General features: G+C 49.4%; 21 protein-coding genes. 1 reads left to right on the top strand and 20 read right to left on the bottom strand.

The window, feature by feature from the left end; genetic code table 11:
* Positions 1 to 29: 29 nt before the first annotated feature.
* The 8 genes from KJS55_RS03530 to KJS55_RS03565 form a co-directional block, all read right to left on the bottom strand.
* Positions 30 to 512, bottom strand: a complete 483-nt coding sequence (locus KJS55_RS03530) for a DUF7841 family protein (RefSeq protein ID WP_213542655.1) — start codon at positions 510 to 512, stop codon at positions 30 to 32.
* Positions 513 to 524: 12 nt separating this feature from the next.
* Positions 525 to 938: a hypothetical protein gene (locus KJS55_RS03535; RefSeq protein WP_213542656.1), complete on the bottom strand. Its 414-nt coding sequence runs from the start codon at positions 936 to 938 to the stop codon at positions 525 to 527.
* Positions 939 to 952: 14 nt separating this feature from the next.
* On the bottom strand, positions 953 to 1,375 hold the full coding sequence (locus tag KJS55_RS03540; RefSeq protein ID WP_213542657.1) for a hypothetical protein: 423 nt from the start codon (positions 1,373 to 1,375) through the stop codon (positions 953 to 955).
* Positions 1,376 to 1,490: 115 nt separating this feature from the next.
* Positions 1,491 to 2,306 (bottom strand): hypothetical protein, encoded by an 816-nt coding sequence (locus KJS55_RS03545; RefSeq protein WP_213542658.1) that lies wholly within the window; start codon positions 2,304 to 2,306, stop codon positions 1,491 to 1,493.
* A 56-nt stretch (positions 2,307 to 2,362) separates the two neighbouring features.
* Positions 2,363 to 2,587, bottom strand: coding sequence for a hypothetical protein (locus KJS55_RS03550; RefSeq protein ID WP_228300450.1), 225 nt, complete (start codon positions 2,585 to 2,587; stop codon positions 2,363 to 2,365).
* The gene (locus KJS55_RS03555; protein ID WP_213542659.1) at positions 2,580 to 3,041 is read right to left on the bottom strand and encodes a hypothetical protein; all 462 of its coding nucleotides are present in this window, start codon (positions 3,039 to 3,041) and stop codon (positions 2,580 to 2,582) included. The genes KJS55_RS03550 and KJS55_RS03555 overlap by 8 nt, the downstream gene beginning before the upstream one ends.
* A 3-nt stretch (positions 3,042 to 3,044) precedes the next feature.
* Positions 3,045 to 3,428, bottom strand: coding sequence for a hypothetical protein (locus KJS55_RS03560; RefSeq protein WP_228300451.1), 384 nt, complete (start codon positions 3,426 to 3,428; stop codon positions 3,045 to 3,047).
* Entirely contained in the window at positions 3,403 to 3,570 is a 168-nt protein-coding gene (locus tag KJS55_RS03565) for a hypothetical protein (RefSeq protein ID WP_213542660.1), read from the bottom strand. Before KJS55_RS03565 ends, KJS55_RS03560 begins: the two co-directional genes overlap by 26 nt.
* A gap of 233 nt (positions 3,571 to 3,803) precedes the next feature.
* Here KJS55_RS03565 and KJS55_RS03570 point away from each other — a divergent pair, with 233 nt between their 5' ends.
* Positions 3,804 to 4,691 (top strand): LAPAL motif-containing putative phage structural protein, encoded by an 888-nt coding sequence (locus tag KJS55_RS03570; protein WP_213542661.1) that lies wholly within the window; start codon positions 3,804 to 3,806, stop codon positions 4,689 to 4,691.
* Between the two features lie 12 nt (positions 4,692 to 4,703).
* Here KJS55_RS03570 and KJS55_RS03575 read toward each other — a convergent pair whose 3' ends face one another.
* The 12 genes from KJS55_RS03575 to KJS55_RS03630 all read right to left on the bottom strand — a co-directional run bounded on the left by KJS55_RS03575 (position 4,704) and on the right by KJS55_RS03630 (position 12,239).
* Positions 4,704 to 4,964, bottom strand: a complete 261-nt coding sequence (locus KJS55_RS03575; protein ID WP_213542662.1) for a hypothetical protein — start codon at positions 4,962 to 4,964, stop codon at positions 4,704 to 4,706.
* A 14-nt stretch (positions 4,965 to 4,978) separates the two neighbouring features.
* Positions 4,979 to 6,313, bottom strand: a complete 1,335-nt coding sequence (locus KJS55_RS03580) for an N-acetylmuramoyl-L-alanine amidase (RefSeq protein ID WP_213542663.1) — start codon at positions 6,311 to 6,313, stop codon at positions 4,979 to 4,981.
* A complete protein-coding gene (locus KJS55_RS03585) occupies positions 6,306 to 6,584 on the bottom strand; it encodes a phage holin family protein (RefSeq protein WP_213542664.1) in 279 nt (92 codons plus the stop codon). Before KJS55_RS03585 ends, KJS55_RS03580 begins: the two co-directional genes overlap by 8 nt.
* A gap of 3 nt (positions 6,585 to 6,587) precedes the next feature.
* A complete protein-coding gene (locus KJS55_RS03590) occupies positions 6,588 to 6,989 on the bottom strand; it encodes a hypothetical protein (RefSeq protein ID WP_213542665.1) in 402 nt (133 codons plus the stop codon).
* 55 nt (positions 6,990 to 7,044) lie between these two features.
* Positions 7,045 to 7,386 (bottom strand): hypothetical protein, encoded by a 342-nt coding sequence (locus KJS55_RS03595; RefSeq protein WP_213542666.1) that lies wholly within the window; start codon positions 7,384 to 7,386, stop codon positions 7,045 to 7,047.
* Positions 7,387 to 7,578: 192 nt separating this feature from the next.
* Entirely contained in the window at positions 7,579 to 8,802 is a 1,224-nt protein-coding gene (locus tag KJS55_RS03600; protein ID WP_055181456.1) for an IS110 family RNA-guided transposase, read from the bottom strand.
* Between the two features lie 622 nt (positions 8,803 to 9,424).
* Positions 9,425 to 9,922, bottom strand: coding sequence for a hypothetical protein (locus KJS55_RS03605; protein ID WP_213542667.1), 498 nt, complete (start codon positions 9,920 to 9,922; stop codon positions 9,425 to 9,427).
* Between the two features lie 9 nt (positions 9,923 to 9,931).
* The gene (locus tag KJS55_RS03610) at positions 9,932 to 10,324 is read right to left on the bottom strand and encodes a hypothetical protein (protein ID WP_213542668.1); all 393 of its coding nucleotides are present in this window, start codon (positions 10,322 to 10,324) and stop codon (positions 9,932 to 9,934) included.
* Positions 10,325 to 10,335: 11 nt separating this feature from the next.
* Positions 10,336 to 11,082, bottom strand: coding sequence for a hypothetical protein (locus KJS55_RS03615; RefSeq protein ID WP_213542669.1), 747 nt, complete (start codon positions 11,080 to 11,082; stop codon positions 10,336 to 10,338).
* Positions 11,083 to 11,085: 3 nt separating this feature from the next.
* Complete coding sequence (locus KJS55_RS03620) at positions 11,086 to 11,238, bottom strand: hypothetical protein (protein ID WP_213542670.1); 153 nt, start codon at positions 11,236 to 11,238, stop codon at positions 11,086 to 11,088.
* An 18-nt stretch (positions 11,239 to 11,256) separates the two neighbouring features.
* Positions 11,257 to 11,436 carry a hypothetical protein gene (locus tag KJS55_RS03625; RefSeq protein WP_187032335.1) on the bottom strand — a complete coding sequence of 60 codons (180 nt, stop codon included), beginning with the start codon at positions 11,434 to 11,436 and terminating at the stop codon, positions 11,257 to 11,259.
* An 8-nt stretch (positions 11,437 to 11,444) separates the two neighbouring features.
* On the bottom strand, positions 11,445 to 12,239 hold the full coding sequence (locus tag KJS55_RS03630; RefSeq protein ID WP_213542671.1) for a hypothetical protein: 795 nt from the start codon (positions 12,237 to 12,239) through the stop codon (positions 11,445 to 11,447).
* Position 12,240 lies beyond the last annotated feature (1 nt).

The raw sequence follows: 12,240 nt of genomic DNA on the forward strand, positions 1-12,240 counted from the left end.
CCGCCCTCATGAGAGAGCGGGGACTATCATCAGTGCTTCACGACAAACTCATAGTACCGAGCAAGCTTGTCGGGAGCGGCGTCCTGGTCATCCAGAAACGCTTTCGCAATTTCGGCATAGAAATCGATGTTGCTGACATTGAGCTTCTTAGCAACCTTGCTGTAATCCGAATAGACCATGTTCATAGCTACCCACCATTGATAAGGGTCGCAGTTGATGCCGCGCTGCGTCATGATCTGGTTGGTTTGTTCCAACGTCCAGTGAGGACCGGTAGTGCCGTCTACATTCTGCATTGCGCTGGTCCACTCTTTCGCCTCTTCCTGTGTGAACGGTTTAGCTAAATTGGAATAGGAAGGTTTTCTGTTTTCCCATTGGCAGATAGCGTTGTAAGCGCCGCTGTAAGCGCTTAAACGTTCTGCCGTCCGTTCGCTCATTGGTTCAACCATGCATTCCGCAATTTTTAAAAGGAGCCATTCTCGGGAGCCTTCCCGCGCTTCGTTGGTGCCATTCATGGCGGCACCCCCTTACTCACGGTCCAGCTGTTCCATGCAGCGGCGGATAGCCTCACGCTCCCGCTCATTTGACACAGAGCCCATCATATCCTCCAACTGGGCCATCATCTGCTCTTTTGCATCATGACGGCTGTAACCGCTTTCACGACCGCGATTACTGTAACCATCTCGGGAGTAGTGACCCCGGACGTAGTGTTTTCCGCGATTGGCGTAGCTGGAACCGCGGTTATAAGCCCCGCGCCCTTCCCAGTCTCCGGCCTCGGAGTAACCACCATCTTCCTCCAGAGCACAGATTTTGTCAATGTTCTTGATGGTGTCGGTGAGCTTATGTGCCAGCTCCAAATCGCCAGCGCCCAGCTCTCCCTTCCGAGCTAGTTCCTCCAGCTCCATCTCAAACTTATCTTTCAGCTCATACAGTGCTTTCATTTTGCTCTCTCCTTTCAGCATACACGCTCAACGATCACGTTGGCATTTTCCAGCTCAATCGTCTCTGTGGAGGTGTTTTTGACAGCCACTGTCACACAGCAGCCCCGGGGAACCTCAATAAATGCGGCAGCAAATACATTGAAGAACTCATTAACTGCTGCAGGGGTGACAATAGCGGTCGCACTTCCAAGGGCCTCGCCCTCCACGGCGATAGCGACAGAGATGGGTCCAACTGTCCCGCCGGTCGGGATGGCAATATTCCCGCCAAATACCACCTTGTAACGGGCACGGCACTGATTGGTCATCCCTCGCAGAGTGATGATACCAGAACCTTCCCGATGAACGATACAATTGGAGCCGGAAACGGGCGTTTCGCTGAAAACTGCATTCCCATTAGCCGCGATCTGCTGAACAAATACTCCGGTAAATTCAGCCATAAAATCAATCCTTTCTCGTAAAAGAATACGGCGGAGCCATTGCCCCGCCGCGTTGTTGTAGTATCGGCACGGGGCCGAACATTCCGGTCATGCCGGAAAGCTGATGTATTTGGTTTTAGCAGCCACAACCGCAGGAGCTATAGCACCCACAACCGGCATAAGGGTTCGGAACCTGATAGGCCGGAACGGGACACGGACGGAGCTGGTTGACCAAGTAATTGTTCTGAGCCTGCTGAGAAGCCGCCAGCCGCAGAGCCTGATTCTCGTCCCGCAGGGCCTGAGCCTTATCCGCCGCAAGGTAATCAATGATGCGATCTCCCACGCGGTCAATGGCTTGCAGGGTGTTGCAATTCATCTGCTGGGCCTCGAAGCGCGTCTGCATGGTGGACTTCTCAATGTCACAGCAGCAATTTTGAATCTGGTTCTGGATGGCAGTGGTGTTCATCACACCCTGGGTAGTGTTCGCCTGGATCATCGCCTGTGTCGCATTTGCGTTTTGAAGCGCGTCATAGCGATTGGTGCAGCAACAGTCTGCAATCTGTGCCTGCAAAGCGTTGTTGCCCTGCATGATTGCCATCTGGGTTGCGTTGCCGTTGGTCAAAACAGCGGTGTTTAAACCGTTGATCTGCTGTGCGGTAGTGTAAAAACCGTCGCAAAGACCCTGCTGAACAGTGTCCAGCTTGCGCTCTACCTGGGCGAAGTCAGAGGCGAGGACATAGTTGTCGATAGCCCCGGAGCCGGAGGGGGTTGCACCGTTTCCATTGCCGCCCCAGTTGCCGCGATTCCAACCACCGGCGAAGATAAACAGGAACAGGATAATAATCCACCACGAGCCATCGTTACCCCAGCCCATGCCACCGCCGCCATTGCCGCTCGTAGAACCAGCTGGAACCACAGGCATGGTAAAGGGAGTTTCAGAATTAAGAGACATGTGATTTCTCCTTTCAAAATTTGTTTTCTATGCTAAATCGTGGCCACGATTCAAGCCTATTGATTGCTCATCATTTGCTGAAATGCTCTTGCCATTCCCTGCAATTCGTTGAATTGCGCCTGGGTCATCTGTCCGGAATTAAGAAGCTCCTGTACCTTTGCTTTTGGGTCACCCTGAAAAGTTTGGCGGAATTCCTTGAACTGTTGGAGCATTCCCATCATGTTTCCCATAGGGCCGGGGAGATTACCGCCGCCCATAGCGTTGAAAAACGGATTACTCATCGTTCGCGGCCTCCTTCTTCGCCTTTGCGATTTTTGGCGTACTCAGAGCGTCCACACGGGCCGCTAGAGCGTCCAACTGCTCCCGGGTGGCATATTCCACTGCCGGGGCCTGCGAGGGCTGTGCAGGGCTTGCAGGAGCATTTGAGGCGATTCTTTCCACCAGGTCGTAAATCTTGGTAGTGGGCTTTCCAGAGGCGTCAGCCTGTTTGAGGTAGATCACCGGCGCGGTGCTGTCCCACAGGGCAACGGCACTATTGGGAGCTACCGGGTACTCGAATGCCGCCTGCCCACCGGGAACCCACACAATCTGTGTGTTGTTCTGCTGGGGTGGTTGTTGCATATTTTGCAACGGTTGGGGCTGATACTGCCCAGCTCTCAGCTGTGCCATCTGGTCAGGCATAGGCGGCTGATAGGGTTGATAGGGATTGTAGTAAGACGGATAACCATAAGCCATGAATTAATCCTCCTTCATCCAGTAGTACAAAACGATCTCATTCCCGCTGTCCCAGGTGTCATATATAATAGAATCCTGAACGCAGACCACATGTCCGGACAGCGCCAGAATATAGGTCCCATGAGGGTTCTCTGTTGCGAAATCCGCTACAGACATATCATCTCTGACAATATCCCTCTCGAAGCCCTGCCTGCGCAGATACGCTCCCCACACGGCGTTGCTTGAAGGCATATCTTTGAGCAGGTTCCCTTCAATGCAGAGATTCCAATAGGTAGCGTCCCAACTTTGGCCCAGGGCTTTAGAAATCGCTCTGACTGTGCAATCTCCAACATTGCGTCCGGCTGGGTTTTCGTTGTAAAATTCAAACCGCATATTCACGCCGGTCATCGAACAACAATTCCTGCTGCCGGATGAACGCCTCCAATTCTGAAAATTTTCCCTCTGCCGCGTACTGAAAACAAGTGTCTGTGGCATTAGAGGCCGTCCATCCACAGGCTACCAGCCGCTTGACAAGCTCAGACCCATTCACAAGCAAAATAACACGTCCTTTCAAACAAAAAACGGAGTCCGTGAGGAGGGCGGCGACGTGTACCAACCCTTGAATCCTCACGTCCTCCATGTCTCTATTGTCGCATAAAAAATCCCCGCATGGGTGGCATCCATGCGGGAGTTATGTGGAAGTTATGATGAAATCCTTTTTCCTTATATTGTATTGGATATGCTGACATGGTATAATTTATTGTATAAAAGCGAGGTGATAGTATGGAAGGAAAAAGTTGTTTAACGTTTTCTTTTTGCGGAGACAATGAAGTAAGCGCCTTAGCTGTATCTGATGCTATAAAATCTCTGGTTGAATTGTCAACAGTTATTTACGAAAAAGAATATCCAGATGTTGAATTTCGGCTAACTGTTCGCGCCGTAAATCCCGGAAGTTTAGAGTTTGTATTTTCTGCCGCCGCGTTTGTAACAGGAACTTTACTATCTCCGGAAAATGTGAATTATGCAGCTGATTTAATTTCTGTAATGGGGGCCACATTTTCTATAAAGAAATTTCTGGCTGGAAAACCTCCGAAGAGCGTTAAAAGAGAAAACGGTAGAACTGTTGTTATAAATGCTAACGGGATTAAAGGAGAGTTCCCTGTTGGAGCTGGGGTATTTTTTGTAGATAACCGTGTAGACAATTCTGTTAGAAACATTATAAACTGTGCCTCGCTTTCAGATGGTGTTACTGGAATTTCAATAGATGCAAATGGAAAAATAGAGATTTCAAGAGAAGAGTTTGATGATTGTTTTCAAAAATTAGAATTAGATTTACTTGAAGATAAATCTGATGTAGAGCCAATTGTATCAATGAGCTACAAACAGGTTTTATTTATCAGGCAAGTCGATTTTTCTGGAGACTTAAAGTGGAGATTTACAGGAATCAACGATGAAAATATTACAGCCTCCATTCTTGACAAGGATTTTATGGAAAAGGTTCACTCCGGAGGTCAAAATATAAATGCTAATATGTACTTAATTGCAGATGTGCAATCTACAGTTCATATTTTGGAAAACGGAAGACCAGACAAGTCTAAATGTACTTACGAAATAATAAAAGTTCATTCCATCAAATCTCCTGGGGATGGGCAGATAACATTCGATGTATGAAAAGGAGCCGGGTTAATCCCCGGCTCCCTTGTTTGTATAGAGTTGTTTTGCTACTTCCTCAACCCTTTGGAATATGTACTTTTCATGGTCACTAACTGTGCTTCGGTACCATCCCAGTTCCGCCGCCACGTCCATCTGACCCCATTTATCAATGATTCGTCGTTTTGCGATCAATTCATCGTCTTGGTTTAGGGCAGACTCATAGATGGCTCTTTCCAGCTGAGAGCGCAAGAGTTTATCCAGCGGCGGCGGTAATTTCACTCTTGCGCTCATTGGTCCACGTCCTTTTACTTCAAATTGTGATACCTGTACAGCATCACAGCAAACTGTCTGCGGGTAACGGGCTGGTCCAGCATCATGTCGCCGTTCGTGTTGCCCAGCATAATGCCGTTCTCCCGCACCCACTGGACCGCCAGATCACTTTCAGAAGGCTTGTCCACAGTTTCCTCCTTCCAGGCAATTCCCAGATAGTTCAGGATGCCCTTTGCTTCCGCTTCCGCCAGTTTCTGCCGGTATGCGGAGTTTTTGAGGTTTGCGGCGTCTGCCTGGTTGGTGTGGAAGCCATGCTCAATCAGAACAGCCGGAGCCACGGTGCCTTTCAGGACATACAGCGACGGGTCCGCCACAATCGGTGTAGACCTGACAGTAATTCCGGCGTCTTTGACGGCCTCCAGGATATCCTTTGCTGCCTCATAGCCGCTCCCGCTGGTCTTGTAGACATATGCGCTCCATCCGGAGGCAGAGGACCAGCCTCCATCTCCAGCGGCGTTGCTGTGCAGGCTCACGAACAAATCCAGGTCTTTGATGGCGTTTGCAATCGCACACCGCTGCGCAAGGCTGACTTCCCCGCCGCCAGTTCTGGTCATGGTGACGGCAATGCTATGCCGCTCCAGGATGCTCTGAATGCGTTTCCCCATGTCCAGGGCAAACTCATGCTCATAATAGGTTCCGTCCGGGCTTTTGTTGGCGAGGTTTCCCGCGTCATGGCCCGGGTCCAGGACCACCTTCTTCTTTTCCACAGTTGTCTCCCCTTTCTTGAGATAGACCAGAATCAAATCATGCACGGCTCTGCTGCTCTGGATGACCGCGCCCTTGAAATAACACTGGCTGGAGCCGCCGCCATCCAGCATAACCGCGGAATCCCATCCTGCCGCCGCCAAATCGTCTCTGAGGGCTTTCGGCGTCCGGGTCATACTCCCTCCGTCCCTCGTACAGTAAAGGGCCAGAGAGCCGTCCTTGACGCCAATGGCAGAGCGCCCACGTTTGCCGCCCTGCCCCTCGTCATAGATCAATTTGGAGAGTGGCTTTCCGGAAACAATCAGCGGTGTGCAAGTGATATAATTGCGCTGAGAGGCGTCTGGCAGCGTGTCCATAGAAATGTCCGGCCCATCATTCCAGGAGTAGCCGGAGACTGTGTAATCCGGTTTGCAGAGTACCTTCCCATCTGCTTTCAAGTGGCAATTAGGTACAAACGTGCTCATGTTGTAGAGCGTGCCGTTGAGGATGTAATCCGCCCCGGTCTCCCTCTGAATTTGAGAGAGAGACCGGCGAGCGGTGTTGATGTAGAGCTGGATGCGCTGGATATCTTTCAGGGGGATTGTTACCGCCAGATGGTCAGGCATTTCCACCACTCCCCAGCTGCTTGAAAACCTGATTTGCACCGGTAGCCGCCAGGCCAGACACGATGCCGACAGCCGCAGCGGTGATGTAATCCGTGGCGGGGAATTCTGGCATAATGAACATGCCCGCAACACCCAGAACGCCGCCAAACACTCCGCAGACAATGGGAATCCACTTGTTGTCAAGCCCGGATGCCTTCACGCCTTGCCCGATCAGCAGGCAAATGACGGTGATCGCCGCCACGCCGGTGATGCCGAGAGAAGAAACATCCATAGATTAACCCCTCCCGTGGTCCTTGTCGTAGTCCGCCATAGACTTGGGCTGATACTTGCAGGACCCGTCCTCGGCATAGATGTACCGCAGAGCGCCCTTCACCACGTCCACACCATGATACTTGGGCCGGTTGTACACCATATCCTGTTCGGGGATGTACTTGTCGATCTCCTCCTGCCACGCGACAGCGCCGGTGAAGGTGTGCATGGAGGCCCACCAGGGAGTTTCAACGGGAGCGGGAATAAAGCCCTCCTCCATCTCTTCCTTCGTCCAGCCGCCTCCAGGGTTCTTGTTCGGGTCCAGAGAAAAGTTCGCGCCAGCCTCTTTCAGCTTCGCGTTGGCTTCCTCCACCGTGATCTTACCGGCCTTGTACCGCTCCATGATGTCGTTGATGGTCTTGTTCATAATATGTACTTCCTTTCTAAATTTCCGGCTGTGCCGGTTGATAACAAACTGTTGATTAGGGAACAATCAAGCTTAGAACCGCAAGCGCCGCTGCTGTCAAAATGGAGGAAAGCACCGCAACAACCACTTTGCTTTTAATATCGCTCCATTGTCTTCCAGGCTTTTGCTGTTCTGTCTCCTGCCACTCGATCAGCTTGTCCAGTTTTTTCATGATGTTGTTATACTGTTCGTTCCGGGCGGCTTCTACCTTTTCAAGCTCCCGAATGCGGTCAAACATCTCTTTATGAGTCCCTCGCGCGGATTCTCGGAGTTCCGTTATCTGCTTTTCCAGCATATCCGCTTTTTGCAGGCCCAAACAATCCCGCTGTGGGTCTATGATACATTTTTCATTACTCATGGGCAGCACCGCCTATCTGTGGTATAATCTTTTTGAGTCCAATGGTATGAAGTCAAGTGGGTGAGGAAGAAAAAAATTAAGCGAAACAGAGTAAAAAGCACTGTGTAGGTAGCAAAAAGGCAACACAAATCTAAACCCTGCCCCCTGAGTTTTTGAAACAGGGCGATTTCGTCAGAGCGGCAAGCGGTGTGCTCAGCCCTCCGGCGGGATATACAGGCGGTTGTCTTTCAGCAGCCGAAAGACCAACCGAACCAGTTTTCTGGCAGTTAAAGCGAGTGCTCGTTTGTGCTGGTACTTGTTGACCTCTTTTAATTTGAGGTTATAGTAGCGCCGAAACTCGGAGTCGCATCTTCTCACAGAGTTGGCTGCTTCCAGCAGGTAGTAACGGAGATAGCGGTTGCCGGATTTAATCATCCTGGAATGCTCCGCCTCGAAGTCACCAGACTGATTTCTGTTCCAGACAAGGCCAGCGTATTTGGCGACAGAGGCTTGGGATTCAAAGCGGTGGATATCGCCAATTTCAGCGATGATACCAGCGGAGTAGACCTTGCCAATACCGGGGATGGATGTCAGCGTGTTCGGGATGATTTCAAACTGGTGTTCAATGGCCTTGTCCAAAACCTTGACCTGCTTCTCTAAAGCCCGTATGGAAGCAATAGATACGGCCATGGCCTGGTTTACAGAGTTGTTCACGGTAACTGGCAGACGGTAAGAATCTCTGGCTGCACTGCGAATAGCCTTAGCTTTTGCTGCTGGGTCAGCGAAGTTCCTGCCCTTTTCATCAATGAAGACAGTCAGTTCATCCAGATTGGCGTTCGCCAGGTCATCCACAGTTTCAAACTGTTCCATGAGCGCAATAGTAGTGGCGCTGGTGTTCTGAATGTCTTTGTCCTGGGCCATGCCGGAGCATTTGAGGAATAAGTAGTTGGCGAACCGCTGCTTTTCACGGGTCAAATTCTGAATAACATCAAATCTGGCCCTGGTAAGGGTTTGCAGGGCTTTGTAGCGGTAATCGTCCATGTAGACCTCCCTGTTGATTCTGCCAAAACGGAGATGGTCGGCAATCACAAAGGCGTCCACCCAGTCGTTCTTTGGCAGGTCAGAATAGGCTTCCTTGAACTTCCGCACCTGCTTGGGATTCAGAACATGGATTTTCCTCTGAAACCGCCCCAGGCTGCCATCCTCACGAAGAGCGTAGACCAAGCTGTCCCCGTAGATGGAGGTGGCCTCCAGGCCAATCACCACATCGCTGAGCTGCATGGAACGAAGTGCCGACACGATTCTCTCTGACAACAGCTTAGCACCGCCAAGATTGTTTTGCACAGAGAAATTGGAGTGCTTGCTGCCGTCCGGCTTCATCAGGTAGGCCACATTGTTCTTGCTGCTCACATCAATGCCAACGAATAGTGGATTCACAATTTTCACCTCCCCATGTGGAGATTTCAGGCCAGCAGGCTTTGAGATACCCATGATAACCGGAGCATCCTCACCCTTGCTTATTAGAATCATTCCAGAGTTGGTCAATGCGATAGCCCTCACTGCCAACAGGGCGACCTTATCTCTGGCAAACAGCCAATGAGTTTGCAGCTAACTTCCGGCTCAGGGGAACAGACTCAAACTGAAGTAGCCTTTTGGCTCAACTGGAGATGATAGAACTTGACCCTGCTGTCCTACAGCTATTGTATCACGGGCATCTCAGAGCCTGCTGATACCTGAAATATTTGCTTTGAAACTTATTATACAAGGTGATAATATGGATATGGATTTGTATAAAGTTACCGTGATCTGCTCAAAGTGTGGGCGAATGGCCCCTTTCACTCCGCCAGATGGCTCCAATATATGGGGTTCTTGGGACTGGCATCATCCCTGTTCCTTTTGCGGGGAAACTTCATGGGTTGCCCACGAACCAGGCCGGGACTGGAAAACCGGGAAGCCAATGGACCTTTAAGGTTTGGCGCGCATACTTAATCTCGCTTTTTTAGAAAAAGCCTGTGTGATTTGCTTGTTGAAAATGTATGGACATTACGCCACAAAGATTTCATGTTACTTTGTATACTCTCACATCAGTGCCAGGAGCATTCATATCGGTAACATTTCCTGATAATTCCAGATATGAGCTATATCTCATATAAATGAAAGTGTTTTGTACTGCTTGTAATGTTCCAGATGATGCATTAGGGGTTACTATAAAAGCGTTCTGCATCACCAAACCTTGGCCACTCAAAGATGAGTAATATATCATAATATTACTTGATATACCTGAGTTCCTGTATGTAACTGATCTAAGGGACGCTTGGTTTACTAATGCTGTCCCCGTCATTTTTACACCATCCGCGCTCGTAAACGTCTTTCCGATCGCTACATCTGCCGCAGTAGCGGTTCCCAGGTTTGCAAGCATATCACAAACTTCTGCCGTGCCAGTGATTATTTCACCGCTGCTATCTATGGCCTGTTTTCCGGCAGCTAGATTCTCCGCTGTTGCTGGATTAGACAGCTCTGGAAGAGATGTACCAATGATCATCTGATTTGCAATCATGTGTCCTCCTTAGCTTTTAACATCAGTTATTACCACATACACCGTCAAATCCGCTTCCGGAACCGTCTGGCAAGTGAAGGTCAGATTATTGGCAGCTTGTCCGGTACAGAGGATTCCGGCAGCGAGGTAAGCGGCTTGCGAGGCAATAGCAGGCACAGGCTGAATCAGCTGCTTTGTCTCGTCGGCAAGTACTCCTGGAACAGTGATTGTCTGAGCATTTCCAGACCATGCAGACGCGAGAAGCGTCACACCATGGACCATCGGCTTTCCGCCCGCATTGGCGAGTACTTCCTGAAATTCTTCCTCCGTCCCCGTATATCCTCCATCAACCGCATACTGATAAGCTGATTTGCCGGGAAGTCCAATCCCGGCCACCTTTTTGCCGTTTACGTAGAGTGCCATGATTCACCCCCTCATGATTTCCAGGCGACATAGTTATAAGTGACGCCATTTATAAACACCATAGAACCGCCACCTGTAATTTTCCCGTTTTGAGCGTTGTATGTTAGATTTGTAGTGTTTAGATATGAATAGCGGACATCAGCAGAATTGTCTGATCTATACACATATGCCAGTAATTTTACTGAGTCTGTATAAAAAAGCGAAACTGTCAAAAATTCTCTGTTTGCAAGCTCTCTACTTTTCGCAGTGGTGATTGCAACAACATTGGAATAACCCGCCAAACTTGGAACTGTAATAGAATTACTCCCGTTTCCAACAAAAGTACCAGAAACGATCTCTGCCCCAGTCGATATCTGTTCAATCTTCTGCGCCATTGCCGTAAAGCTGTCCGTCGCCGCAGTTTCAACCCCCTTGTCAGTGACTGCGGCGGCAATCACGGACTTGCCCTCACTGACAGATTGAAAAAGCTCGTCGATGGCTTCTTGCGTATTGGTGGCCGCCATACCAGACTCCGTGTTGTTATAGGTGATCTCGGAGGCGCTTACATCATTCTCGCCATCTTCTGTGAAGGTGAGGGTAAACGGGGCGGCGCCAAAGGATTCATTCATGGACATTACGCCCCCGCCATCTACGGTGACTGAATTCGCAAGCGATGTATTAAATTCATCTTCTGTGCCGGTATAGCCGCCATCCTTGGCAGATTCATAGGCCGATTTACCAGCCCCTGCCACCAGCTTTCCATTTACTTTGATTGCCATTGTTCACCCACCTGCCTTAGTCAGCGTTTCGCTCAGGACGCTGTACTCCTCCGGGGTCAGCCTGTCCGCCGCCAGATACACGTCCATCTTCTCCTGCAGGCCTTCCGTCCGGCCCCGGTCAATCAACAGCTTGCAAAGATTGTATACTGTAGACATAGGGTTTCTCCTTTCTCATCATAGGGTGGTGAGTTCCAACATACACAGGCGTTCCTCGTGGTCCGCAAGCATATCCAGGGTAATGTCTTCCATAGAGAGAGCTGGTTCCAGATCTGTCTCCGGTTCTGGTTCCGGAATATCCATCATTTTTGCTTCTTTTGAACCATCTGATTTTAATACTGTAACAAGCTTTTTCATTTTTACACCTACTTTACAACCCTGTAAATTTTTAATGATTGTCCAATGTTTAAATCGATACTGAAAATTGCAGTTTTGTAATTATCGGAATTACCAGTACAGTTGAAAAATTGAAGTCCATTGATATCGTGTACAATTATTTGTACACCTACAGTATTATTTCCTGACACAGTACCAGAAAATCTAAAAACAAAAAATGATGGATGTTGTTGATCAATAACTATACTAGTTGTTGTTGAGTTAAATATGTAGTCTGAGCCAGCTTGTATCTTAGAGTATCTTCGTGAAGAAGAATGGGGAGAACTTAATTTTACAGAAGAAGCATTTCCACTGATACCAGAAATAGAAACAATAAAGGTTTCTCTTAAATCGTTTTCTGTAACTGCAAAAGCAAAAACATCAGAATCTTCCGTTGCTTCAAATTCATTGACTTTTTCCAAATAGGTGTTTTCGTCCATAAACGTTCCAATCTTTCCGAAAACATCATTTGGCATTGGATTCTCTGGTAGTCCAGGAAATAAAGCCGCCGTCTCAGCGCTCAACAGATCACTCTTGCTCATGATCGGCCCTACAACGTTATCCTCGACATAGCCAAGAATTTGCCCTGCGGAGCCGTCTGGGAGGCTTCCTCCCCCAGAACCAGCCTCCTCAGTAAACTCAATCGTGTACGGGCCGGAGCCGAGGGTTTCGGACATAGACGCCACACCACTGTTCTCCACAGTAATTGCCTGATTCGCTCTTGCGATTCCCGCGTCAATTTCCGGTCCCGTGTAGGCCCCGTTATATCCATCTGTTGTCGGCATA

This window comes from Pusillibacter faecalis (assembly GCF_018408705.1).
Taxonomy (GTDB): domain Bacteria; phylum Bacillota; class Clostridia; order Oscillospirales; family Oscillospiraceae; genus Oscillibacter; species Oscillibacter faecalis.

Bases quoted from the DNA above. Each gene is read 5' to 3' on its own strand.
- KJS55_RS03545 (WP_213542658.1), bottom strand. From the start codon at position 2,306: ATGTCTCTTAATTCTGAAACTCCCTTTACCATGCCTGTGGTTCCAGCT.
- KJS55_RS03615 (WP_213542669.1), bottom strand. From the start codon at position 11,082: ATGGCAATCAAAGTAAATGGAAAGCTGGTGGCAGGGGCTGGTAAATCG.
- KJS55_RS03605 (WP_213542667.1), bottom strand. From the start codon at position 9,922: ATGATTGCAAATCAGATGATCATTGGTACATCTCTTCCAGAGCTGTCT.
- KJS55_RS03620 (WP_213542670.1), bottom strand. From the start codon at position 11,238: ATGTCTACAGTATACAATCTTTGCAAGCTGTTGATTGACCGGGGCCGG.
- KJS55_RS03535 (WP_213542656.1), bottom strand. From the start codon at position 938: ATGAAAGCACTGTATGAGCTGAAAGATAAGTTTGAGATGGAGCTGGAG.
- KJS55_RS03590 (WP_213542665.1), bottom strand. From the start codon at position 6,989: ATGAACAAGACCATCAACGACATCATGGAGCGGTACAAGGCCGGTAAG.
- KJS55_RS03530 (WP_213542655.1), bottom strand. From the start codon at position 512: ATGAATGGCACCAACGAAGCGCGGGAAGGCTCCCGAGAATGGCTCCTT.
- KJS55_RS03610 (WP_213542668.1), bottom strand. From the start codon at position 10,324: ATGGCACTCTACGTAAACGGCAAAAAGGTGGCCGGGATTGGACTTCCC.
- KJS55_RS03550 (WP_228300450.1), bottom strand. From the start codon at position 2,587: ATGAGTAATCCGTTTTTCAACGCTATGGGCGGCGGTAATCTCCCCGGC.
- KJS55_RS03560 (WP_228300451.1), bottom strand. From the start codon at position 3,428: ATGACCGGCGTGAATATGCGGTTTGAATTTTACAACGAAAACCCAGCC.
- KJS55_RS03555 (WP_213542659.1), bottom strand. From the start codon at position 3,041: ATGGCTTATGGTTATCCGTCTTACTACAATCCCTATCAACCCTATCAG.
- KJS55_RS03570 (WP_213542661.1), top strand. From the start codon at position 3,804: ATGGAAGGAAAAAGTTGTTTAACGTTTTCTTTTTGCGGAGACAATGAA.
- KJS55_RS03585 (WP_213542664.1), bottom strand. From the start codon at position 6,584: ATGGATGTTTCTTCTCTCGGCATCACCGGCGTGGCGGCGATCACCGTC.
- KJS55_RS03595 (WP_213542666.1), bottom strand. From the start codon at position 7,386: ATGAGTAATGAAAAATGTATCATAGACCCACAGCGGGATTGTTTGGGC.
- KJS55_RS03630 (WP_213542671.1), bottom strand. From the start codon at position 12,239: ATGCCGACAACAGATGGATATAACGGGGCCTACACGGGACCGGAAATT.
- KJS55_RS03580 (WP_213542663.1), bottom strand. From the start codon at position 6,313: ATGCCTGACCATCTGGCGGTAACAATCCCCCTGAAAGATATCCAGCGC.
- KJS55_RS03540 (WP_213542657.1), bottom strand. From the start codon at position 1,375: ATGGCTGAATTTACCGGAGTATTTGTTCAGCAGATCGCGGCTAATGGG.
- KJS55_RS03625 (WP_187032335.1), bottom strand. From the start codon at position 11,436: ATGAAAAAGCTTGTTACAGTATTAAAATCAGATGGTTCAAAAGAAGCA.
- KJS55_RS03575 (WP_213542662.1), bottom strand. From the start codon at position 4,964: ATGAGCGCAAGAGTGAAATTACCGCCGCCGCTGGATAAACTCTTGCGC.